20 protein-coding genes are annotated in these 20,854 nt (G+C 70.4%); 12 read left to right on the top strand and 8 right to left on the bottom strand.

The annotated features are described in order from the left end of the window. The first annotated feature begins 66 nt into the window (after positions 1 to 66). The 3 genes from ACIRC0_RS12915 (at position 67) to ACIRC0_RS12905 (ending at position 2,086) form a co-directional block, all read left to right on the top strand. The gene (locus ACIRC0_RS12915) at positions 67 to 927 is read left to right on the top strand and encodes a helix-turn-helix domain-containing protein (RefSeq protein ID WP_403615099.1); all 861 of its coding nucleotides are present in this window, start codon (positions 67 to 69) and stop codon (positions 925 to 927) included. Further along, entirely contained in the window at positions 928 to 1,182 is a 255-nt protein-coding gene (locus ACIRC0_RS12910) for a DUF397 domain-containing protein (RefSeq protein ID WP_403615096.1), read from the top strand. It begins immediately after the preceding gene. A gap of 88 nt (positions 1,183 to 1,270) precedes the next feature. Next, entirely contained in the window at positions 1,271 to 2,086 is an 816-nt protein-coding gene (locus ACIRC0_RS12905) for an SAM-dependent methyltransferase (protein WP_403615093.1), read from the top strand. A 163-nt stretch (positions 2,087 to 2,249) separates the two neighbouring features. Here the strand turns inward: ACIRC0_RS12905 and ACIRC0_RS12900 are convergent, their stop codons facing one another. From ACIRC0_RS12900 to ACIRC0_RS12890, 3 genes are all read right to left on the bottom strand, one after another. Next, positions 2,250 to 3,740: a glutamate synthase subunit beta gene (locus ACIRC0_RS12900; RefSeq protein WP_403615090.1), complete on the bottom strand. Its 1,491-nt coding sequence runs from the start codon at positions 3,738 to 3,740 to the stop codon at positions 2,250 to 2,252. Positions 3,741 to 3,841: 101 nt separating this feature from the next. Next, positions 3,842 to 4,321: a DUF1772 domain-containing protein gene (locus ACIRC0_RS12895; RefSeq protein ID WP_403615088.1), complete on the bottom strand. Its 480-nt coding sequence runs from the start codon at positions 4,319 to 4,321 to the stop codon at positions 3,842 to 3,844. Between the two features lie 44 nt (positions 4,322 to 4,365). Then, positions 4,366 to 5,055: a DUF2293 domain-containing protein gene (locus ACIRC0_RS12890; protein WP_403615085.1), complete on the bottom strand. Its 690-nt coding sequence runs from the start codon at positions 5,053 to 5,055 to the stop codon at positions 4,366 to 4,368. A gap of 191 nt (positions 5,056 to 5,246) precedes the next feature. On the opposite strand from ACIRC0_RS12890, the gene ACIRC0_RS12885 reads away from it, so the two are divergent. Further along, positions 5,247 to 5,888 (top strand): uridine kinase, encoded by a 642-nt coding sequence (locus ACIRC0_RS12885; protein ID WP_403615082.1) that lies wholly within the window; start codon positions 5,247 to 5,249, stop codon positions 5,886 to 5,888. A gap of 163 nt (positions 5,889 to 6,051) precedes the next feature. Continuing rightward, positions 6,052 to 6,480 carry a CBS domain-containing protein gene (locus tag ACIRC0_RS12880; RefSeq protein WP_200416819.1) on the top strand — a complete coding sequence of 143 codons (429 nt, stop codon included), beginning with the start codon at positions 6,052 to 6,054 and terminating at the stop codon, positions 6,478 to 6,480. A 30-nt stretch (positions 6,481 to 6,510) separates the two neighbouring features. Here the strand turns inward: ACIRC0_RS12880 and corA are convergent, their stop codons facing one another. After that, the gene (gene corA / locus ACIRC0_RS12875; RefSeq protein WP_403615078.1) at positions 6,511 to 7,638 is read right to left on the bottom strand and encodes a magnesium/cobalt transporter CorA; all 1,128 of its coding nucleotides are present in this window, start codon (positions 7,636 to 7,638) and stop codon (positions 6,511 to 6,513) included. A 224-nt stretch (positions 7,639 to 7,862) separates the two neighbouring features. On the opposite strand from corA, the gene ACIRC0_RS12870 reads away from it, so the two are divergent. Next, positions 7,863 to 8,657, top strand: a complete 795-nt coding sequence (locus ACIRC0_RS12870; RefSeq protein ID WP_403615076.1) for a methyltransferase domain-containing protein — start codon at positions 7,863 to 7,865, stop codon at positions 8,655 to 8,657. 55 nt (positions 8,658 to 8,712) lie between these two features. Here ACIRC0_RS12870 and ACIRC0_RS12865 read toward each other — a convergent pair whose 3' ends face one another. The 4 genes from ACIRC0_RS12865 to ACIRC0_RS12850 form a co-directional block, all read right to left on the bottom strand. Next, the gene (locus ACIRC0_RS12865) at positions 8,713 to 9,618 is read right to left on the bottom strand and encodes a carbohydrate kinase family protein (RefSeq protein ID WP_403615073.1); all 906 of its coding nucleotides are present in this window, start codon (positions 9,616 to 9,618) and stop codon (positions 8,713 to 8,715) included. Continuing rightward, on the bottom strand, positions 9,615 to 10,520 hold the full coding sequence (locus ACIRC0_RS12860; RefSeq protein ID WP_403615070.1) for a pseudouridine-5'-phosphate glycosidase: 906 nt from the start codon (positions 10,518 to 10,520) through the stop codon (positions 9,615 to 9,617). The genes ACIRC0_RS12865 and ACIRC0_RS12860 overlap by 4 nt, the downstream gene beginning before the upstream one ends. 116 nt (positions 10,521 to 10,636) lie before the next feature. Beyond that, a complete protein-coding gene (locus ACIRC0_RS12855; protein WP_403615068.1) occupies positions 10,637 to 11,191 on the bottom strand; it encodes a methylated-DNA--[protein]-cysteine S-methyltransferase in 555 nt (184 codons plus the stop codon). A gap of 88 nt (positions 11,192 to 11,279) precedes the next feature. Beyond that, positions 11,280 to 12,152, bottom strand: coding sequence for a glycerophosphodiester phosphodiesterase (locus tag ACIRC0_RS12850; RefSeq protein ID WP_403615066.1), 873 nt, complete (start codon positions 12,150 to 12,152; stop codon positions 11,280 to 11,282). 275 nt (positions 12,153 to 12,427) lie between these two features. On the opposite strand from ACIRC0_RS12850, the gene ACIRC0_RS12845 reads away from it, so the two are divergent. From ACIRC0_RS12845 to ACIRC0_RS12820, 6 genes are all read left to right on the top strand, one after another. Next, positions 12,428 to 13,297, top strand: a complete 870-nt coding sequence (locus ACIRC0_RS12845; RefSeq protein ID WP_403615063.1) for an MHYT domain-containing protein — start codon at positions 12,428 to 12,430, stop codon at positions 13,295 to 13,297. Positions 13,298 to 13,337: 40 nt separating this feature from the next. After that, the gene (gene uvrB / locus ACIRC0_RS12840; protein ID WP_403615061.1) at positions 13,338 to 15,482 is read left to right on the top strand and encodes an excinuclease ABC subunit UvrB; all 2,145 of its coding nucleotides are present in this window, start codon (positions 13,338 to 13,340) and stop codon (positions 15,480 to 15,482) included. Positions 15,483 to 15,640: 158 nt separating this feature from the next. Further along, on the top strand, positions 15,641 to 16,219 hold the full coding sequence (locus tag ACIRC0_RS12835; protein WP_403615058.1) for a TerD family protein: 579 nt from the start codon (positions 15,641 to 15,643) through the stop codon (positions 16,217 to 16,219). Positions 16,220 to 16,265: 46 nt separating this feature from the next. Continuing rightward, positions 16,266 to 18,221 (top strand): TerD family protein, encoded by a 1,956-nt coding sequence (locus ACIRC0_RS12830; RefSeq protein WP_403615055.1) that lies wholly within the window; start codon positions 16,266 to 16,268, stop codon positions 18,219 to 18,221. A 297-nt stretch (positions 18,222 to 18,518) separates the two neighbouring features. Beyond that, positions 18,519 to 19,511, top strand: coding sequence for a TerC family protein (locus ACIRC0_RS12825; protein WP_403615052.1), 993 nt, complete (start codon positions 18,519 to 18,521; stop codon positions 19,509 to 19,511). 217 nt (positions 19,512 to 19,728) lie between these two features. Continuing rightward, positions 19,729 to 20,829 carry a calcium:proton antiporter gene (locus ACIRC0_RS12820; protein WP_403615049.1) on the top strand — a complete coding sequence of 367 codons (1,101 nt, stop codon included), beginning with the start codon at positions 19,729 to 19,731 and terminating at the stop codon, positions 20,827 to 20,829. Positions 20,830 to 20,854 lie beyond the last annotated feature (25 nt).

The raw sequence follows: 20,854 nt of genomic DNA, 5'->3' as shown, positions 1-20,854 counted from the left end.
GTGCGGAAAGAGTTCGAACGGTGCCGCCCGGGCAATCAGCGCCACAAGGACGGGAGGAGGTGCGAGGTGAGCGAGCCGCGCTCGGCGCCGACGGTCGGTCAGGTGGTCCTCGGCCGACGCCTGCTGGACCTGCGTGAACGTGCGGGCCTCAAGCGAGAGGAGGCCGCGCGCATCCTGCGCGTCGCATCCGCCACCGTGCGCCGCATGGAGACCGCCGAGGTCGCCCTCAAAATCCCCTACCTGCAACTCCTGCTGAAGGCATACGGGGTGAGCGACGAGGAGGCCGAGGCCTTCGTCCAACTGGCCGAGGAGGCCAACAGGCCGGGCTGGTGGCAGCGGTTTCACGACATTCTCCCGGGCTGGTTCTCGATGTACGTCAGCCTGGAGGGCGCTGCCGCGCTCATCCGCCAGTACGAGCCCCATTTCGTACCCGGCCTCATGCAGACCGAGGAGTACGCCCGGGGCGTCCTGAAGTCGGGCGCCATCGGGCAGACCAGACCCGAGGACATCGAGCGTCATGTGGCGTTGCGCATGCAGCGTCAGGAACTGCTCACGCGCGACGACGCGCCCCGTATCTGGGTCGTGATGGAAGAGACCGCGCTGCGCCGCCCTGTCGGCGGTCCGGCGGTCATGCGGGCCCAGGTCGAACGGCTGCTGGAGGTCACGCGACTGCCCCATGTGACGTTGCAGGTGCTGGAGTTCTCCTCGGGCCCGCACCCCGGCACCTACGGGCCCTTCGTCCTGTTCCGGTTCGCCATGTCAGAACTGCCGGACATGGTCTACAGCGAGTACCTGACCGGCGCCGTCTACCTGGACGCGCGCGCCGAGGTGGCGACCCACCTCGAGGTCATGGACCGCATGGCGGCCCAGGCCGCCCCTGCACAACGCACGAAGGAGATCCTCGAGGATCTCCGCAAGGAGCTGTGAATGGACCGCATCAAGCCGCGCAAACGCGTCTACAACGGCATGCCGGCCCGTGAACTAGGCAGCGAGGGCTGGCACAAGCCGTGGAGCGGAGGCAACGGCGGCAACTGCCTGGAGGCGATGAAGCTCCCCGACGGCCGGATCGCCGTCCGCCAGTCCACGGACCCGGATGGGCCCGCGCTGATCTACACCTCCGACGAGATGACCGCGTTCATCGAGGGGGCCAAGGCGGGAGAGGCGGACTTCCTGCTGTCATAACCACCTTGTTGTCCCCACGTTGTTATCCGCATCACTAACTTGGCGTTCAGTTGACCACTGAGTTCCCCAGACACTTACGGAGTTCCTCATGACCGGGCAGGACCCCGCCCAGGACGCCGTCGTCATCGATACGAGCAAGCCGCACCCCGCGCGCATGTACGACTGGTACCTCGGCGGGAAGGACAACTACCCCGTCGACGAGGAGATGGGCCGGCAGATGCTCGCCCTCGACCCGAGGGTGCCGGTGATGGCACGCGTCAACCGCGCGTTCATGCACCGCGCCACACGCTGGCTGGCCCACAACGGCGTGCGGCAGTTCCTGGACATCGGCACCGGCATCCCGACCGAACCGAACCTGCACCAGATAGCCCAGCGGATCACGCCCGAGGCACGCGTCGTCTACTGCGACAACGACCCGATCGTGCTGGCCCACGCGGCTGCCCTGCTGCGCAGCACGCCCGAGGGCGCGACCGAGTACCTGCAGGCCGACATGCGGGACCCCGCGGCCATCGTCGAGGGAGCCAGGAAGGTCCTGGACTTCTCCCGGCCCGTGGCGCTGTCGCTTGTCGCGCTGCTGCACTTCGTCTCCGACGAGGACGGCGCCCACGACCTGGTCGGCCGCCTGCTGTCCGAACTGCCCTCCGGCAGCTACCTGGTGATGACCCACGCCACGGCCGACTTCACCCCGGAGGAGTCGGCGGCGGCCACGGAGAAGCTCAAGGCGGCCGGGGTCACGCTGGCGCTCCGCTCCCGCGAGGAGTTCGCCCGCTTCTTCGACGGCCTCGACCTCGTCGACCCCGGCGTCGAGGTGGTCCACAAATGGCACCCGGAACTCGGCGAACCGGTCCCTGGCCAGGACGACGGGGTCATTCCGGGGTATGGGGCGGTGGGGCGCAAGGCATAGCCCGGCGGCAGGGCCAGGGCACGTCGTGCGCGGCGCAGCGGCGCCACAGCGGCCGCGACCGCGGCTCGCCGAGGCACGGCCGTATGTGGCGGTCGCGCCCTCGGTCGTCCGGGTCGAGCACCCGGCGGGTCCATCGCCGGGTTCACGGCGGGTCCCGCCTGGTTTACGCCGTCATCGGGCGGTCGTACGGCCCGATCGGTGCGGGCAGGCGTGACGTCCCGCCGGACAGCCGCCGGTCCACCGCCGCCGCCACGGCCCGCCCCTCCGCGATCGCCCATACGATCAGTGACTGCCCGCGCGCCGCGTCCCCAGCGGCGTACACGCCCGGGACACTCGTCTCGAAGTCCTCGTTCCGCGCGATCGTGCCGCGAGCGTCGAGTGCGAGTCCGAGCTGCTCGATGATCCCGTCCTTCCGGTCGGGCCCCGAGAACCCCAGCGCGAGCAGTACGAGGTCGGCGGGCAGCGTCCGATCCGAGCCCGGCAGCGGCCGGCGCCGCTCGTCGACCTCGACCAGATGCAGCTCCCGAACGTGCCCGTCCGCGTCTCCCGTGAAGCGGAGCGTGGACGCCGCGAACAGCCGTGCGTCCGCGTCCGCCGCTGGCGCCGTACGCAGATCGCGCGCCTCCTCGTGCGCCGCGGACAACCGGTAGATCTTCGGATACGTCGGCCATGGCTCGGCGTCCTGGTTCCGCTCCGTCTCCGGCTGCGGATAGATGTCGAGCTGGGTCACGGACGCGGCCCGTTCGCGCACCGCCGTCCCCAGACAGTCCGCTCCGGTGTCCCCACCTCCCACGATCACCACGTGCTTCCCGGCCGCCGACAGCGGCGAGACCTCCAGATCCCCCTCGCACACCCGGTCCGCCAGCGGCAGATACTCCATCGCCTGATGGATTCCGGCCAACTCGCGTCCGGTCACGCCCAGTTCACGCCAGGCCGTCGCGCCGGTCGCGATCACCACGGCGTCGTACCGCGACCGCAGCTCCGCCGCCCCGATGTCCTGCCCTATGACCGTGGACGTACGGAACTTCGTCCCCTCCGCACGCATCTGCTCCAGCCGGCGGTCCAGATGCCGCTTCTCCATCTTGAACGCCGGTATCCCGTATCGCAGCAGCCCCCCGATCCGGTCCGCCCGCTCGTAGACGGCCACGGTGTGACCGGCCCGGGTGAGCTGCTGGGCCGCGGCAAGGCCCGCGGGCCCGGATCCGACGACCGCGACGGTGCGCCCAGACAGCCGCTCCGGCGGGCGCGGTGGTGCGAACCCCTCCGCCCAGGCCCGGTCGGCGATGGCCACCTCCACGTTCTTGATGGTGACCGCGGGCTGGTTGATGGCGAGCACGCAGCCCGCTTCGCAGGGAGCCGGGCACAACCGCCCTGTGAACTCAGGGAAGTTGTTGGTGGCATGCAGCCGGTCGCTCGCCGCCCGCCAGTCCTCGCGGGAGACGAGGTCGTTCCACTCGGGAATCAGGTTTCCGAGCGGGCAGGCGTCGTGGCAGAACGGGATCCCGCAGTCCATGCACCGGTTCGCTTGCCGGCTGATGATCGGCAGCAGCGCACCGGGGACGTACACCTCGTTCCAGTCCCGCACCCGTTCCTCGACCGGCCTGCGGGGCCATTCCTCGCGGGGTGTGGTCATAAAACCCTTGGGATCGGCCATCGCCGTCCCCCTTGCGTCCATACCGGATCGTCTCGTGCCACGATACGACGCCGGGGTCCCGTGCGCGCCCTGCCATCGGGGCCTCCGCGACGGCTGATGCCTCAGGTGAGGGCCAGGACGTAGGACACCGCGGCGCCGGCCGCGGCGACCGCCCGGACGTGGTTCCACAGCGTCCACTCCCTCAGGTACGCACGCCAGTACACGGCCGCCTCGGGAGAGCCGGGGTCCATCCGCAGCAGGGTGTCGTTGCGGGGGACGTTCGCCATGGCGGTCACTCCGAAGACGCCTATGAGGTACAAGGCACTGCCCACCAGCAGCGCCGCCTTCCCGTCGTCCGGCCAGAGCACGACCGTCACCACGGCGAGCACGGCGCACAGCACCGCCGCCCCCAGGAAAACGATCATGAACGCCGGTGCCATCGCGGCCCTGTTGATCGCGTTCATCGCGGCGACCCCCTGCGCCGGGGGCAGCGAGCCGAGCCCCCTCATCACAAAGGTGGAGAACGCGCAGCACACCCCCGCCACCAGCCCGGCCGCGAGCACCCCGACCATGATCAGCACGAAATAAGGCCCATCGATCATGTCAACTCCCCGCATGCTTTCCCCGGAACCCGGGCGGCCCCGGATCACGCCGCCTCTCGAAGACTCCACTCCCGCAGCACCGCCTCCACACGTGCCGCGATGCGCCGTCGCGCCTCGGGCCGCGCCACGCCGTCCATCAGCAGTTGGTCGTACGGCGTCTCCAAGTGCCGTACGGACGCCCGCACCGCCGCCGTGACCGCCTCCGGGGACAGGGCTCGTCCCGCCGCGCTGCGCCCCACCCGCCCACTGCCGCGCACCGACGCATGCCCCGCGATCGCCCGCGCCCGCTCGGCCGGGCATCCGGGAAACAGCCGCCGGATCTCCGCTGCGAACGCCTGAGCGAACCGCGCGTCCTCCTCCGCCCGCCGCCGCGCGTCCCGCGCCCGCCGCCTGCGCCGCGCCTCCGCGTCCGCCAGGCACCGCTCCTCGGCCAGGGCGAGCGCAGCCTCCTCGACGAGCACACCCTGGCGCTCGTACCGGCCGCGGCGCCGGTTGAACCGCACCACCACCGCCGACAGGCCGCTCGCCTCCCGCGCCCGCCGGGTCAGCGCCGTATCACCCCGCGGCAGGAACACCAGATGCCCGAGATCCGCGCACTCCAGGCACCACGGCGCCCCCTCCTCCAGCACCAGCAACGGCAACGGTCCCCTCCGGCACTCGGCACAGTGTCGCCGCTTGACCGGCTGGAAGACCAGAAGTGCGCCACATGGCGAGGGAGTTGGGCTCGGTGCCATATCCGTCTCCTTCCCCGTCCATCCGGGCGCCGACCGCAACGGGCGCCGCTCGCCCTCTGGCCTTCTCCCACCTGGCTCCGCGGGCGACGTCGACGGCCCCTGCCCAGCTTCAGCGCTCCGCTTCCGGCCGAGCGCGGTACCGCCCGCCTGGGACAAGCCGTGAAGTGGGTTTGCCGGCGTGGAGCGGCATCATGGGCCCTGTGCGACTCGAAGCGATCACCTGGGAACGGCTCGGCGACACCCTCGCCGACCGGCTGCTCGACCTGAAGCCGGGCGACGGCAGCCCCTGGCCGCGCATCGCCTTCGACGGCGCCCCGCCCGCGCGCCCCGGTGACCTCGCCCAGCGCGTGTCCGACGCCCTGCGCGTACGTGGCCGCCCCTCGCTCGTCGTCGCTGCGGAGGGCTTTCTGCGGCCCGCGTCGGTCCGCCTCGAGCACGGTCATCGGGACCTGGACTCCTACTATGACGGCTGGCTCGACACCGGCGCCCTGTGGCGTGAGGTCTTCGGCCCCCTCGAGCCCGGCGGTGACGGCCGCGTCCTGCCCGACCTCTGGGACCCGGTCACCGACCGTGCGACCCGCAGCCCCTACGTCCACCTTCCGCCCGGTGGCCTGCTGTTGCTCCACGGTCCCCTCCTCCTTCGGCACTGGTTCCCCTTCGACCTGACCGTCCACGTGCTCCTCTCACCGGGCGCGCTGCGCCGCCGTACGCCCGAGCCGGAACACTGGACCCTGCCCGCGTTCGAGCGCTACGAGGCGGAGACGGACCCCGGCGCCGTCGCCGACGTGCTGATCCGCGCGGACGATCCCCGCCACCCGGCCTGGAACGGCTGACACCCGCCCGGCGGCGAGAGCCGCTTCCGTGCCGCCCCCCGAGGCGCTCCTGCCGTCCGGTGGCTCCAGGTGCGTTCGCCCGAAGCCCCGGCGAGAATTGAAGTGCGCCGGGACCTGCGGTGCGTCCCGTGCCGCGCCGGCCGACCGGCCCCGGGAGGTAGCCATGACCACCGCCGGAGACATCATGCACCGTGGTGCCCAGTGGATCCCCGCCCACGAGACGCTGGACCGCGCCGCCCAGCTGATGCGCGAACTCAACGTCGGTGCCCTGCCCATCAGCGACGAGAACGAGCGGCTGTGCGGCATCCTCACCGATCGCGACATCGTCGTCGGCTGCGTGGCCATGGGCCACGACCCCTCGCGCGTGACCGCGGGCGACCTGGCCAAGGGCACGCCACGCTGGATCGACGCGGACGCCGATGTCGGCGACGTGCTCCACGAGATGGAGGAGCACCAGATCCGCCGGCTTCCCGTCATCCACAACAAGCGCCTCGTCGGCATGATCAGCGAGTCGGACCTCGCCGAGCACCTGACGGATGATCAGCTCGCCACCTGGGTCGAGAGCGTCTACGCGAGGACGGCCTCGCGTTGACCCGGCAACCCGCTGGGAGCCACGCCGGGGTCACAGCCAGTCGTTGCGTTTGAACCCTCGGTAAAGCACCACACAGGCCACGGCTATCACGACGAGGACCAGCGGGTAGCCGAACTTCCAGTGCAGCTCCGGCATGTACGCGAAGTTCATGCCGTAGACCCCGGTGACCATGGTGGGCACCGCGATCAGCGCGGCCCAGGCCGTGATCTTCCGCATGTCCTCGTTCTGCGCGACGCTCACCTGGGCGAGATGCGCCTGCAGGATCGAGTTGAGCAGCTCGTCGAACGCGGCTATCTGCTCGGTGGCGCGCAGCAGATGGTCGGATACGTCCCGGAAGTACGCCTGTATCTCCGGGTCGATCACCCGGATCGGCCGGGTGGCCAGCTCCTGGATGGGACGGTGCAACGGTGCCACCGCACGTTTCAGCTCCAGAAGTTCACGCTTGAGCTGGTAGATGCGTCCCGGATCCAGCCGTGCGCCGTTCTCCGCGAACACGCCCGTCTCGACCTGGTCGATGTCCTCCTGCACCGCGTCCGTGACGCTGAGGTAGTCGTCCACCACATGGTCCGCGATCGCGTGCAGCACCGCGGCCGGCCCTTTCGCGAGCTGCTGCGGATTGGCCTCCAGTTCCTCGCGCAGCGGGCCGAGCGAACCGTGCCGGCCGTGCCGCACCGTGATGACGAAGGCGGGGCCGATGAACACCATGATCTCGCCGGTGTTCACCACCTCGCTCGTCGCCGTCAACTCCTTGTGCTCGACGTAGCAGACGGTCTTGAACACCGCGAACAGCGTGTCCCCGTACCGCTCCAGCTTCGGACGCTGATGCGCCTCCACGGCGTCCTCGACCGCCAGCGGGTGCAGGTCGAAGAGCTCGGCGATGCCCGCGATCTCCCGGTCCGTCGGCTCGTGCAGTCCCAGCCAGACGAAACCGTCGTCGCTCTTGCGGACCCGCTCCACGGCCTCGACGAGATCACCGCCCCCAGGAACGCGCACGCCGTCCTGATAGGTCACGCAGTTGACCACCGCGGAGCCGAGCGGCGAACGGGCGGGGTGGCTCAGATCGACGCGCGCACGCCGCCGCCCCAACTGTGCCACCTTGCGGAGGCCGCCGACCCTGCCGAGACTCGTGACCTTCCGCAGATTCCCTGCCATGGACATCTGGATCTCCTTGCGTGGATCTCCTCGCGCCGCACTCTGCGCCGTCGCGGAGCCAGTCTGCCAGTCCGCCGCGATCGCCGGAGAAGCCTGTGGAAATGGAACATTCCGCTTTGGTGCCTGGGCTGGCCCGCCGCTCTGGGCGGGCCAGGGAGGCGCTCGGGCCTGGGAGGCGCTGCGGAGCGTCGCCTCGCGTGGACCGGCACGCCGACTGCGATGATCTCCGCATGACGCACAACGACGGATACCTTCTGGACAACCGGCAGACCGAGGCCGGCCGGCGGTTCGAGGCGTTGTCCGCCCTTTTCGACCCCACGACCTTCCGCCGCATCGAGGGGTTCGGCATCGGACTCGGCTGGCGGTGCTGGGAGGTCGGCGCCGGCGGCACCTCCGTGATCTCCTGGCTCGCCAAGAAGGTCGGACCGACCGGGCAGGTCGTCGCGACCGACATCGACACCTCGTGGGCGGCCCAGGCCGCGCAGCCTCCGATCGAGGTTCGCACTCACGACGTGGGCACGGAAGAACCCCCCGGCGAGGACTTCGACCTCGTGCACGCCCGGCTCGTCCTCGTACATGTCCCGGACAGGGACAGAGCCTTGCATTCCATGATCAAGGCGCTGCGCCCCGGCGGACGCCTTCTGATCGAGGACGCGGACCCGGCGCTGCAGCCCCTGAGCTGCCCGGACGAGTACGGCCCCGAGCAGCGGCTCGCCAACCGCCTGCGCGAGGGCTTCCGTACGCTGCTCGCCGAACGCGGCGCCGACCTCTCCTACGGCCGCAGACTCCCGCGTCTGCTGCGGGAGGCGGGTCTCAGCCGGGTCGAGGCCGACGCCTACTTCCCTCTCACCTCTCCGCACTGTGCGGCGCTCGAATCCGCGACGATCCGGCAGATCCGCGACCAGCTCGTCTCCGCGGGCCTTGCCACGGACGAGGACATCGACCGTCACCTGGCCAACGTCGGCTCCGGCACGATGGACCTGGCGACCGCTCCGATGATCTCGGCGTGGGGCCGCAAGGAGTAAGGGCCGGGAGGCGAAGGGGGAAGGGCCTCGCCGGGTACGGTGGAGCCTGCCGGGGCTACCGCGCGCTCCTCGGGGGTCTCCCTCCCACTGTCTCCACCGCCCTCGCCCCCGCCTCGCACCCTTCCGTCGCCGCCTCCTGCGGCTCGGCCCCCGCGAGCAGCGCCGCCAGGAACGCCCCGGTGAACGCGTCCCCCGCGCCCGTCGTGTCCCGGGGCGTGGCCGGGGCCGCCGGGATCCGCGCGGCGATTGCCCCCGACGCGGCCACCAGTGCTCCCTGCGCACCCTGCTTGGTGACCACCAGGGGCACATGGCGACTCAGCTTGGCCGCCGCGTCCGCCGGGTCGGGCAGTCCGGTCAGCAGACACGCCTCGTCCCGGCTGGGCAGCAGTACATCGACGGCCTCGGCGAACGCCAGGAACCGGTCCACGCCCAGCTCGGTGAGGAACCCCGCCGACGCCGGATCCAGGCTGACCGGCACTCCACGCGCGCGTGCCGCTTCCAGGACCACCGTCGCCAGCGCCCGGCTGGGTTCGGAGAACAGCAGGTAGCCCGACAGGTGCAGTCGTACGACACCGTCCAGCAGCTCGTCCGACCAGTCACCGGGGGCCAGCCGCAGCGACGCCCCGCTGTCCGTGAGAAACGTCCGCTCCGCCGAGGCGCCCGTGTCCACCAGACAGATCACCGTTCCCGTAAGGGCCTCGGGGTCGACGACCAGGTGTGGCCGTACGCCCGATTCCGTCAGCTCCCGCTCGTGCCAGGCGGCGGAATCGGCCCCGACGCGTCCGAGCAGCCGCACGTCCGGACAGCCCCACCGAGCCGCCCAGCACGCCACGTTCGCGCCCGCGCCACCGGGCAGCGTGCGGATGACGGCGGCCGTGTCCGTACCCGACGCGAGAGGGCCGAGGTGCCGTGCGACGACGTCCGTGACGACGTCCCCGACGACCAGCAGAGCCCCGCTCACCTCCCCGCCCAGGCCGACGCGATGCGCGCCGCGAGCCGCACGTTCCCGCGCACCGCCGCCAGATTGGCGCTGAGCGACGCGCCGTCGGTGTGCCGCACCAGATAGTCCAGCAGGAACGGCGTGACCGCCTGACCGGTGACCTCTTCCTCGTGGCACGCGGTCAGCGCGTCGGCGAGCACGCGCGCGTGAAGCTCCGGATCGAGCTGCTCCGCCTCCGGTACCGGATTGGCGACGATGAGCGCCGACTCGGGGGTGCCGAGCGCGTCCTGCGCCCGCATGACCTCCGCCACCTGCCCGGGCGTCTCCAGCGTCCAGTCGACCGGATGGCCGGAGTCGGACAGGTAGAAGCCCGGGAAGCGGTCCGTGCGATACCCGGCGACCGCCACACCCAGCGTCTCCAGGCGCTGAAGCGTGGCAGGCACGTCCAGGATCGACTTCACGCCCGCGCAGACCACGGTGATCCTGGTCCGCGCCAGCAGGCCCAGGTCGGCGGACTCGTCCTGCGTCACCGTCCACTCCCGGTGGACGCCGCCCAGCCCACCCGTGGCGAACACCCGTACGCCCGCGAGGGAGGCCAGCAGCGCCGTCGCGGACACCGTCGTCGCCCCGCTGACGCCCGCCGCCACCGCGAGGGGCAGATCGCGATGGCCCAGTTTGCGGATCCCGTCCTCGTTCGCGACCCGCTCCACCTGGTCCTTGCCGAGGCCGACATGGGGCCGCCCGTCCAGCACCGCGATCGTCGCCGGGACGGCGCCCTCCTGCCGGACCACGTCCTCCAACTCGAGCGCGACCTGGAGATTGCGCGGGCGCGGCAGCCCGTGCGCGATGATCGTCGACTCCAGAGCCACCACTGGCCGACGGGCGGCGAGCGCCTCCCGTACCTCTTCGGACACCACCAGCACGCGCCTGCCTCCTGTCTCCGGGTCTTCTCTCATCTCTGGCGGGCGGCACACCCGGCCAAACCCCTACGAGGTCCGGAAGGCGACACCACCTGAGCGCATGACGGTCGCGGACCCGATCAGAACAGCGGTTCCGGCAGGACCCCTTCGAGCGCCAGCAGCTTCCGCTTGGTCTCCAGACCCCCTCCGAACCCACCGATGCCGCCGCCGCTCTCGACCACGCGGTGGCACGGCACCACCACCGGCAGCGGATTCGATCCCATCGCCACACCCACGGCCTGGGCGGCGCCCGGCTGACCGACCCGGCCTGCCAGGTCGCCGTACCCCACCACCGTGCCGTACGGCACGCCGGAAGCCAGCTCGCGCAGTACCTGGCGGTTGAAGCCGGTGATCAGGGACCAGTCCAGGGGCAGCGCGAAGGCGTGCAGCCTGCCCGCGAAGTAGGCCGTCACCTGGCGTATCGCCTCTGCCAGCAGCGGCGAACGGGGGTCCTCCACGGGCTCGGTCCCGAGCCGGGACGCGAGCCGCTCCAGGGCCTTGTCGCGCACGGTGTCCGAGGCGTGGAACACCACGTTCACCAGGCCCTCGCGTGTGGCGGCCAGCAGCAGAGGGCCGATGTCGGTGGGGACGACGGTCCACACCAGCTGTTGCTCGTCCTGCCCATGCCTGTCCATGCGCCCACCGTACGGCGCGGCACTGACAACGACCCCAGGCGCGGACAGGGCGGCGCGGTGCGCCCCGCGGGCGCAGCGCGCCACCGGTTCAGTGAGCGCCGATCACGGCCTGAACCACGTCGGGTGCGTTCGTGATGATGCCGTCCACGCCGAAGCCGGACACCCGCCGGGCCGCCTCCGCGGTGTCGACGTTCCAGGCGAACACCTTCATCGGCCGGTCGTGCGGTCCCTTGAGGGCGTGGACCGCGGAGACGTAGCGGGCGGAAAGCTTGGTCTGCGTCGAGTTGATCTGGTCGGCGAACCGCGCGTACAGCGGCAGCTCCGTCGTGGGCGGCGTGCCCAGGTAAGCGGTTGTGATCCCTGGGCGCAGGTCGTGGACCATCCGCACGCTGTCCGCGCTGAAACTCTGCACGATCAGCCGGTTCCTGAGGTGGTCCGCGTCGAGCCAGCCCTCGTTGGCGAGCAGCTTGAGGATCTGCCGCTCGAGCCCCGGATACAGCTCGGGATTCTTGATCTCCAGGAGCAGGTTCTGGTGGCGCTGGGACACGCGTGCCATGTACTGCCACAGCGTCGGCACGCGCGCGCCTGCGTACGGGGGGCCGAACCAGCTTCCCGCGTCCAGGCGTGCGATCTCCTCGGCGGTGAAGTCCTTCACCCGCCAGGGCGACCGGCCGGGGAACAGCTGCTTGACGTCGGTCGTGCGCTCCAGCGTGGCGTCGTGGATGACGACGAGCCGGCCGTCCCTGGTGCGCTGCACGTCGTTCTCGATCCAGCTGAAGCCCATGGCGGCCGCCTTGTCGACGGCGGCCAGCGTGTTCTCCGGCGCGTACGCCGAAGCGCCGCGGTGGGCGATGACGACCGGGCGCTGACCGCCCGTGGCGCGGGCGTGCGGGGTGGGCAGTATGGCGACGCCGAGCCCGAAGAGGGCCATGATCGTGGCGGCGGCAACGCGCGCGTGCATGCTCACTCCTGGTGGCTTGTCGGTCACGGAAAGCACAAGAATGGCAGCACGGGGCCGTGGCTCGGCACAGCAAGGACGCAAGTGGACCGGGATTGCCCGACACTGGTCACAGGCGCCGCACAAGTGCGGAAGCGCCGTGATTCTTTGCCGGAAAATCGTTCGACCGCCCCGGTGAGGGTCATACTCTCTGCCTCAGCCCTGACCGTCGTCACGGCCTGGGGATGGGGGTACTTTCCGGAAATCAGAGAACATCAGGGTGGGAAGGGCAGCCGCGCATGCAGGGCACCGTCGACGGCTTCAGCTACGGACTCGTCACACCGGTGGTTGCGTACCTCATGGCCAGCCTCGGCGGCGCGCTCGGTCTGCGCTGCACCACCAGATCGATGCTGGTCGCCCAGTCCTGGCGGCCCGGCTGGCTCGCCCTGGGATCGGCCGCCATCGGGTCCGGCATCTGGACCATGCACTTCGTCGCCATGATGGGGTTCACCGTCAAGCAGACCCCCATCCACTACGACAAGGCGATCACCTTCGCGAGCCTCGGCGTCGCCATCGTCATGGTGGGGATCGGCGTCTTCATCGTGGGCTACCGGGGCGCGACCGGAGTGGCGCTCTTCACCGGCGGCACCATCACCGGTCTGGGCATCGCCTCGATGCACTATCTGGGCATGGCCGGGATGCGCCTGCACGGCGTGCTCGAGTACAACACCCTCACCGTCGCCGCCTCCGTCGTCATAGCGGTCGTCGCCGCGACCGCCGCTCTGTGGGCCGCCGGACAGATCCGCGGATTCCTCTGGAGCATCGGCGCGAGCCTCGTCATGGGACTCGCCGTCAGCGGCATGCACTACACCGGCATGGCCGCCGTCAGCGTCCACCTGCACGGCGCCGCCGGAAGCCCGGGCGGCGACTCGCCCGCGACCCTGCTCGCCCCGATGATGATCGGCCCGATCGTCTTCCTGGTCCTGGCCGGCGTCGTCGTGCTCTTCGACCCGATGATGGTCATGGGCAAGCCCGGACGGATCGTCGAGCGCAAGCCCGGCGTACCGGCTCACCCCGAGCTGGCCCCCACGGGCATGGGACGCCGTCCGCTGTCCCGCTCCGCCCCGCGCGCCGGACACCGGGGCTCCCGCACCTCTCAGGACTGGTGACCGGCCCCCGTTGTCAGTGCGGGGTCGTACGGTGGATTCCATGCGGCCCGTTTCACAGATCGAACGCACGGTGGCGCCCTTCGAGGTCGTCAGCCCCTACCAGCCCAGCGGTGACCAGCCCACGGCCATCGCCGAGCTGGAAAAGCGCATCCGCGCAGGTGAGAAGGATGTCGTCCTGCTGGGCGCGACCGGCACCGGCAAGTCCGCGACCACCGCGTGGATGATCGAGAGGCTTCAGCGTCCCACCCTGGTGATGGCGCCGAACAAGACGCTGGCCGCGCAGCTGGCCAACGAGTTCCGCGAGCTGTTGCCGAACAACGCGGTCGAGTACTTCGTCTCGTACTACGACTACTACCAGCCCGAGGCATACGTCCCTCAGTCGGACACGTACATCGAGAAAGACTCCTCGATCAACGAGGAGGTGGAGCGCCTGCGCCACTCCGCCACCAACTCGCTGCTCACCCGTCGCGACGTGGTCGTGGTCGCCTCCGTCTCCTGCATCTACGGCCTCGGTACTCCTCAGGAGTACGTGGACCGGATGGTCAGTCTCAGAGTCGGCGACGAGATCGACCGCGACGAGCTGCTGCGCCGCTTCGTCGACATCCAGTACGCGCGCAACGACATGGCGTTCACGCGCGGCACCTTCCGGGTGCGCGGCGACACCATCGAGATCTTCCCGGTCTACGAGGAGCTGGCCGTCCGGATCGAGATGTTCGGCGACGAGATCGAGGCCCTGTCCACCCTCCACCCGCTGACCGGCGAGGTCATCAGCGACGACGAGCAGCTGTACGTCTTCCCTGCCTCCCACTACATCGCCGGTCCCGAGCGCATGGAGCGGGCCATCAGAGGCATCGAGAAGGAGTTGGAGGAGCGCCTCGCCGAGCTGGACAAGCAGGGCAAGCTCCTCGAGGCCCAGCGGCTGCGGATGCGCACGACGTACGACATCGAGATGCTCCGCCAGATCGGCACCTGCTCCGGCGTGGAGAACTACTCGATGCACTTCGACGCCCGCGAGCCCGGCTCCGCGCCGAACACGCTGCTGGACTACTTCCCGGAGGACTTCCTGCTCGTCATCGACGAGTCGCACGTCACCGTGCCGCAGATCGGTGCCATGTACGAGGGCGACGCCTCCCGCAAGCGCACTCTCGTCGAGCACGGCTTCCGGCTGCCCTCCGCACTCGACAACCGACCGCTGAAGTGGGAGGAGTTCCAGGAGCGCATCGGCCAGACCGTGTACCTGTCGGCGACCCCGGGAACGTACGAGCTGTCCCGCTCGGACGGCGTCGTCGAGCAGATCATCCGCCCCACCGGCCTCGTCGACCCCGAGGTGGTGGTCAAGCCCACCGAGGGCCAGATCGACGACCTGGTGCACGAGATCCGCAAGCGCACCGAGAAGGACGAGCGCGTCCTGGTCACCACGCTCACCAAGAAGATGGCCGAGGACCTCACCGACTACTTCCTGGAGCTCGGCATCCAGGTGCGCTACCTGCACAGCGACGTCGACACCCTGCGCCGTGTGGAGTTGCTGCGGGAGCTGCGGTCGGGCGAGTTCGACGTCCTGGTCGGCATCAACCTCCTCAGGGAGGGACTCGACCTCCCGGAGGTCTCCCTGGTGGCGATCCTCGACGCCGACAAGGAGGGCTTCCTGCGCTCGGGCACCTCGCTCATCCAGACCATCGGCCGCGCGGCGCGCAACGTCTCCGGCCAGGTCCACATGTACGCCGACAAGATCACCCCGGCGATGGAGAAGGCCATCGACGAGACCAACCGCCGCCGGGAGAAGCAGGTCGCGTACAACACGGCGAACGGCATCGATCCGCAGCCGCTCCGCAAGAAGATCAACGACATCGTGGCGCAGATCGCCCGCGAGGACGTCGACACGGAACAGCTGCTGGGCACGGGCTACCGCAAGGCGAAGGACGGCAAGGGCACCAAGAGCCCGGTGCCCGCACTCGCCAACCACGCCGTCAAGGGGGCCAAGCCGGCCAAGGGCAAGGCGAAGGCCAAGGAGACGGTCCCGACCGACCGCCCGGCCGCCGAACTCGCCCAGCAGATCGAGGAGCTGACCGAGCGGATGCGCGCCGCCGCCGCGGACCTGCAGTTCGAGATCGCGGCCCGGCTGCGTGACGAAGTCTCCGAGATGAAGAAGGAACTGCGTCAGATGAGGGAGGCGGGGCTGGCCTGACGTCCCCACCACCGTGCCGGACCCCGGCACGCGCGCGGTGTGTTGCAAGACCGACACAAAGAGCGAGCCGGGGTTCGGCACTGTCAGTGCCGCTGCGTAGGGTTTTGACATCCGCGGAGTCCGCGGCCAACAGGGGACGCTCGAGAGGGGAACAGCGCGTGACCGTCAACTTGACCAAGGGTCAGGCCATCAGTCTTCAGAAGAACGACGGAGGCACGCTGACCGCGGTGCGCATGGGACTCGGCTGGCAGGCCGCTCCCCGACGCGGGCTGTTCGGTTCGCGCACCCGGGAGATCGACCTGGACGCGTCAGCGGTCCTGTTCGCGGACAAGCAGCCCGTGGACGTGGTCTTCTTCCGCCACCTCGTGAGCGACGACGGTTCCGTCCGGCACACCGGTGACAACCTCGTCGGCGGTGTGGGCCAGGGCGGAGACGACGAGGCGATCCTCGTCGACCTCCAGCGCGTCCCGGTCCACATCGACCAGATCGTCTTCACCGTGAACTCGTTCACGGGCCAGACGTTCCAGGAGGTGCAGAACGCGTTCTGCCGCCTCGTCGACGAGACCAACGGCCAGGAACTGGCCCGCTACACGCTGGCGGGCGGCGGCGCCTACACCGCGCAGATCATGGCGAAGGTGCACCGTGCGGGCGGGGGCTGGACGATGACGGCTCTCGGCACCGCGGCCAACGGCCGCACCTTCCAGGACCTGATGCCGGCGATCCTGCCGCATCTGTAGGCCGGCCGGACGCCCGGCACAAGAAGCGACGCGGGGGGACGAGGCGATGACGGCCGAGCTGGTCCGGGGGCAGAACCATCCGCTTCCCCAGGTCCGACTTGAGGTCCGGGTGTCGGCCGGCACGCCGATCGTGGCCGGGGCCGCGCTCAGCGACGAGCAGGGCAGGGTGCCCGGCACAGAGTGGGTGGCCCATCCGGGCAAACCCATCCTGCCGGGTCTGGAGGTTTCCAGGCAGGCGGCAGCCGACCACCGCCTCGCCTTCGACCTGGACGCCCTCCCAGAGCGCGTGCATCGCGTCACGGTGCTGCTGGCCCTGCCGACCGGCATCGGCGGCCCGGTGCGGTTCGGCACCGTCGCCGCTCCCTCCGTGGCGGTCACCGGCCTCGACGGCTCGCAGGTCGCCACCTACAGCATCACCGGCCTGGACTCCGAGTCCGCAGTCATCGCACTGGAGCTCTACCGCAGGCAGGGTGGCTGGAAGGTGCGTGCGGTCGGCCAGGGGTACGCGGGCGGGCTCGCCGCGCTCTTCACGGACCAGGGCCTGCCCGAAGCCCGGCAGCTCGCGGACGGCATCAACGAAGCGGTGGTCCAGGGCCTGGCCCGCTCGGTGGCCCCGCCTCCGCCGCGCCCGCCCAAGGGCGACCGCACACGGCAGGCGACCGCCCCCGCGCCTCCCCAGGGACCGGCCGGCACCGTGGCGCCGGCACAGCACCAGGGGCCTCCCCGCGTACCGCAGCAGGGATCCCCGTACGACGCCACCGACGCCCCGCTCCCTGTCGCACAGCCCGCTCTCGGCGGGCCGGTCGACTACCACCACCCCGGTCGCCAGGCCACGCCGCCACCCCCGCCCTCCGCGCCGGCCGGTCAGGTCGCGCAGCCGGTCGCGGGCGACGCGACCGGCTGGTCCCTGGAGGAGCGCCTGTACAACCAGGTGTGGGGCATGTTCGAGGACCTGGCGCGTACGGTGGCCGCGTACCGCAGCGCCGTCGACTTCGCCGACTCGCGCCTGGAGCACGAGCTGGACAAGGCCCTGGCCGATCCGCGCGCCCGCCTCGGCGGGCAGGGCGACGCCGCACGCGACGCGGCCGAGGCCAAGCACGCCCACCTCGTCAACCAGGCGAGAGCCGCGCTCGACCGGGACCTCACGCAGCTCATCGCCGAGGCCGACGTCGTCGAACCGGCGCTGCCTGAGGCGTTCGCACGCTGGGACAGCCCGGTCTGGCAGGGTTACCGGGTACCGAGGGAGCTCCCCATGGCCGTGCGCCTCGGCGACCTGCAGTTGCCGGAGAGCGAGAGCCTCCGCATTCCCATGCTGGTCAGGCTGCCCCTGCAGCGCGGTCTGTGGATCGACAGCGGCCGTTCCGGATCCCCCGACCCGCTCGTGGACCCGGACGAGCTGCGCCGCCTCGCGATGGATGTGGCGGTCACACACGCGTCCCGGCTGCTTGCCGTGTACCCGCCCGGCGCGTTCGCGGTGCACGTCATCGATCCGGCGGGCTCCGGCGCTTCCGCGCTCGCGCCCCTCGTGAACTCCGGGGTGCTCGCCACTGCGCCTGCCGTCGGCGCCTCGGGGGTGGCCGACGTGCTGACCCGGCTCACCCGGCGCGTCGATCTGGTGCAGATGGCGGCGCGGGGCGGCGCGTCCGACTCCCTGCCGCCCGGCCTCGACACGGCCCAGCAGCTGCTGGTCGTCAACGACTTCCCGCACGGCTTCGACGACCGGGCCGTGAACCAGCTGCGCTACCTCGCGGACGAAGGCCCGGAGGTCGGTGTCCATCTGATGATGGTCGCCGACCGGGAGGACGCCGCCGCCTACGGGCCGCTGCTCGACCCGCTCTGGCGTTCACTGCTGCGGCTCACCGCGGTGCCCGACGACCATCTCGCGGACCCCTGGGTCGGCCACGCCTGGACCTATGAGCCGCCGCGGCTTCCGAAGGGCAGCCAGGTGCTCGACCGAGTGCTCACCGAGGTCGCCGAGGCCCGTCGCTCCTGGAACCGCTGAGGCGTCCCCCTCTGCCCGCTGGGCTACGGACGGCCCTTGACCAGGTACTTTGACCTTTCTTTTGCCAATTGCTTTACCTTTCCTTGGTAATTCCGGTACTGTTGATGGCACGGAGGGGAGTACTCCCTATCTGCTGCGGCGCACCCGTCAGTACGGATCAGGCCAGATCCCGGGGCGTCGGCCCACGGCACCGGGCGCATCATGCGCCCGCGACGGTGGGTGGAAGAGACCTCCGGTGGCGACGACGCCGACATTTGCCGTGACGTACGTACTACCGGAGGCGCAGTGGATGTCTCGATGACCCTGTGGGTCCTGACAATTGTGGGCCTTGCCGCCCTGATCGCGGTCGACTTCTTCATCGGCCGCAAGCCGCACGACGTATCGATCAAGGAAGCCGGGATCTGGACGGTCGTCTGGATCGCCCTCGCCGGCCTGTTCGGGGTGGGCCTGCTCGTCTTCGGCGGCGGCCAGCCCGCCGGGGAGTTCTTCGCCGGCTTCATCACCGAGAAGTCGCTGAGCGTCGACAACCTCTTCGTCTTCGTCCTGATCATGGCGAAGTTCGCGGTGCCGTCGCAGTACCAGCAGCGCGTGCTCCTCGTCGGGGTGCTCATAGCCCTGGTCCTGCGGGCGGCATTCATCGCCGCGGGCGCCGCGATCATCGCGTCCTTCTCATGGATCTTCTACCTGTTCGGCGCGTTCCTGATCTGGACCGCCTGGAAGCTGATTCAGGAGGCGAGGGCCGATGAGAAGGACGAGGAGTACGAGGAGAACAAGCTGCTGAAGGCCGCCGAGCGCCGCTTCGGCGTGGCCGACCGTTACCACGGCACCAAGCTGTGGATACGGCAGAACGGCAAGCGGGTCATGACGCCGATGCTGGTCGTGATGCTCGCGATCGGCACCACCGACGTACTGTTCGCCCTCGACTCCATCCCGGCGATCTTCGGCCTGACGCAGGACCCGTACATCGTCTTCACGGCCAACGCGTTCGCGCTGATGGGTCTGAGGCAGCTGTACTTCCTCATCGGCGGTCTGCTCAAGAAGCTGGTCCACCTGTCCTACGGCCTGTCGATCATCCTGGGCTTCATCGGTGTCAAGCTGGTGCTGCACGCGCTCCACGAGTCCGGGGTCCATGTCCCCGAGATCTCCATCCCGGTCTCCCTCGGCGTGATCTGTGCCGTCCTGATCGTCACGACGATCACCAGCCTGATCGCCTCCAGGAAACAGGAGGCGGCGGCTGACGCGACGGACAAGGCCACACAGAGCACTGCCAAGGACAGCGTCGAGGCCTGACGCGTCACGGCCGATACGGCTGACAGGGGTGCCCAGCACCTTGCCGGGCACCCCTCCGGACGACCGTGCGAGTGCGGAGCATTCCCGGCGCGGGGCGCGCCCAGGAGTGCCATGACCGACTCGGTGACGTGCATACAGACCACAAGGTGGCCATCGGGGTCATCCGGTGGGCAGGAGCCGGAATGCGGGCTCCGGGCGTGTCTGCGACGATCGCCGCATGATCGTGGGGCTTCGGTCACTCGCGGCGCGGTGGGCCGCCGTCGTGCCAGTGGCCGCCGTGGTCCTGCTGGCCCTCACCTGGGGCGGCGGCGTGCCCGGCGCGGTCGTCGCGTTGATCACGTTCGTGCTCGCCGGGTCCGTGCTGGCCGCGGTCCACCATGCCGAAGTGGTCGCGCACCGGGTCGGTGAGCCGTTCGGCTCGCTCGTTCTCGCGGTCGCCGTCACGATCATCGAGGTCGGGCTCATCGTCGCCCTGATGGCGGACGGCGGAGCCAAGAGCGCGAGCCTGGCCCGGGACACCGTCTTCGCGGCCGTGATGATCACCTGCAACGGCGTCGTCGGACTGTGCCTGCTCGTCGCCTCTCTGCGCCACGGAATCGCGGTCTTCAACCCCGAGGGCACCGGCGCTGCCCTGGCCACCGTCGCGACGCTCGCCACCCTCAGCCTGGTCCTGCCGACGTTCACCACCAGCAAGCCCGGTCCGGAGTTCTCCCCGGCCCAGCTCACCTTCGCCGCGCTCTCCTCACTGGTGTTGTACGGCCTGTTCGTGGCGACCCAGACCGTGCGTCACCGCGACTACTTCCTCCCCATCACCCGGCAGGGCGAGGTGATCCACGCGGACGACCACGCGGAAGCGCCGTCCGCGCGTACCGCGGCCCTCAGCCTGGGCCTGCTCGGCCTCGCCCTCGTCGGGGTCGTCGGGCTCGCCAAGGGCGTGTCGCCCACCATCGAATCCGGGGTGGCGGCGGCCGGGATGCCGCAGGCCGTGGTCGGGGTCGTCATCGCGCTGCTCGTGCTGCTGCCCGAGACCATCGCCGCGCTGCGGTCGGCGCGCCGCGACCGGGTGCAGACCAGCCTCAACCTGGGTCTCGGCTCCGCGCTGGCCAGCATCGGCCTGACCATCCCCGCGGTCGCCCTGGCGAGCGTGTGGCTCCCCGGACCGCTCGTCCTCGGTCTCGGCCCGGTGCACATGGTGCTGCTGGCGCTGACCGTGGTCGTGAGCTCCCTGACGGTGGTGCCCGGGCGGGCCACGCCGCTTCAGGGTGGTGTTCATCTGGTGGTGTTCGCGGCGTACCTGGAACTGGCGGTCAATCCGTAGCCGGGGCGCGACAGGCGACCATCGT

The sequence above is a fragment of the Streptomyces sp. NPDC093984 genome (genome assembly GCF_044764595.1).
GTDB classification, from domain to species: domain Bacteria; phylum Actinomycetota; class Actinomycetes; order Streptomycetales; family Streptomycetaceae; genus Streptomyces; species Streptomyces cynarae.
Note: the sequence above shows the minus strand (reverse complement) of the source record. Positions and strands in the feature narration are given on the sequence as shown.

Bases quoted from the DNA above. Each gene is read 5' to 3' on its own strand.
- ACIRC0_RS12910 (WP_403615096.1), top strand. From the start codon at position 928: ATGGACCGCATCAAGCCGCGCAAACGCGTCTACAACGGCATGCCGGCC.
- ACIRC0_RS12905 (WP_403615093.1), top strand. From the start codon at position 1,271: ATGACCGGGCAGGACCCCGCCCAGGACGCCGTCGTCATCGATACGAGC.
- ACIRC0_RS12900 (WP_403615090.1), bottom strand. From the start codon at position 3,740: ATGGCCGATCCCAAGGGTTTTATGACCACACCCCGCGAGGAATGGCCC.
- ACIRC0_RS12895 (WP_403615088.1), bottom strand. From the start codon at position 4,321: ATGATCGATGGGCCTTATTTCGTGCTGATCATGGTCGGGGTGCTCGCG.
- ACIRC0_RS12890 (WP_403615085.1), bottom strand. From the start codon at position 5,055: ATGGCACCGAGCCCAACTCCCTCGCCATGTGGCGCACTTCTGGTCTTC.
- ACIRC0_RS12885 (WP_403615082.1), top strand. From the start codon at position 5,247: ATGGGCCCTGTGCGACTCGAAGCGATCACCTGGGAACGGCTCGGCGAC.
- ACIRC0_RS12880 (WP_200416819.1), top strand. From the start codon at position 6,052: ATGACCACCGCCGGAGACATCATGCACCGTGGTGCCCAGTGGATCCCC.
- corA (WP_403615078.1), bottom strand. From the start codon at position 7,638: ATGTCCATGGCAGGGAATCTGCGGAAGGTCACGAGTCTCGGCAGGGTC.
- ACIRC0_RS12870 (WP_403615076.1), top strand. From the start codon at position 7,863: ATGACGCACAACGACGGATACCTTCTGGACAACCGGCAGACCGAGGCC.
- ACIRC0_RS12855 (WP_403615068.1), bottom strand. From the start codon at position 11,191: ATGGACAGGCATGGGCAGGACGAGCAACAGCTGGTGTGGACCGTCGTC.
- ACIRC0_RS12850 (WP_403615066.1), bottom strand. From the start codon at position 12,152: ATGCACGCGCGCGTTGCCGCCGCCACGATCATGGCCCTCTTCGGGCTC.
- ACIRC0_RS12845 (WP_403615063.1), top strand. From the start codon at position 12,428: ATGCAGGGCACCGTCGACGGCTTCAGCTACGGACTCGTCACACCGGTG.
- uvrB (WP_403615061.1), top strand. From the start codon at position 13,338: ATGCGGCCCGTTTCACAGATCGAACGCACGGTGGCGCCCTTCGAGGTC.
- ACIRC0_RS12830 (WP_403615055.1), top strand. From the start codon at position 16,266: ATGACGGCCGAGCTGGTCCGGGGGCAGAACCATCCGCTTCCCCAGGTC.
- ACIRC0_RS12825 (WP_403615052.1), top strand. From the start codon at position 18,519: ATGACCCTGTGGGTCCTGACAATTGTGGGCCTTGCCGCCCTGATCGCG.
- ACIRC0_RS12820 (WP_403615049.1), top strand. From the start codon at position 19,729: ATGATCGTGGGGCTTCGGTCACTCGCGGCGCGGTGGGCCGCCGTCGTG.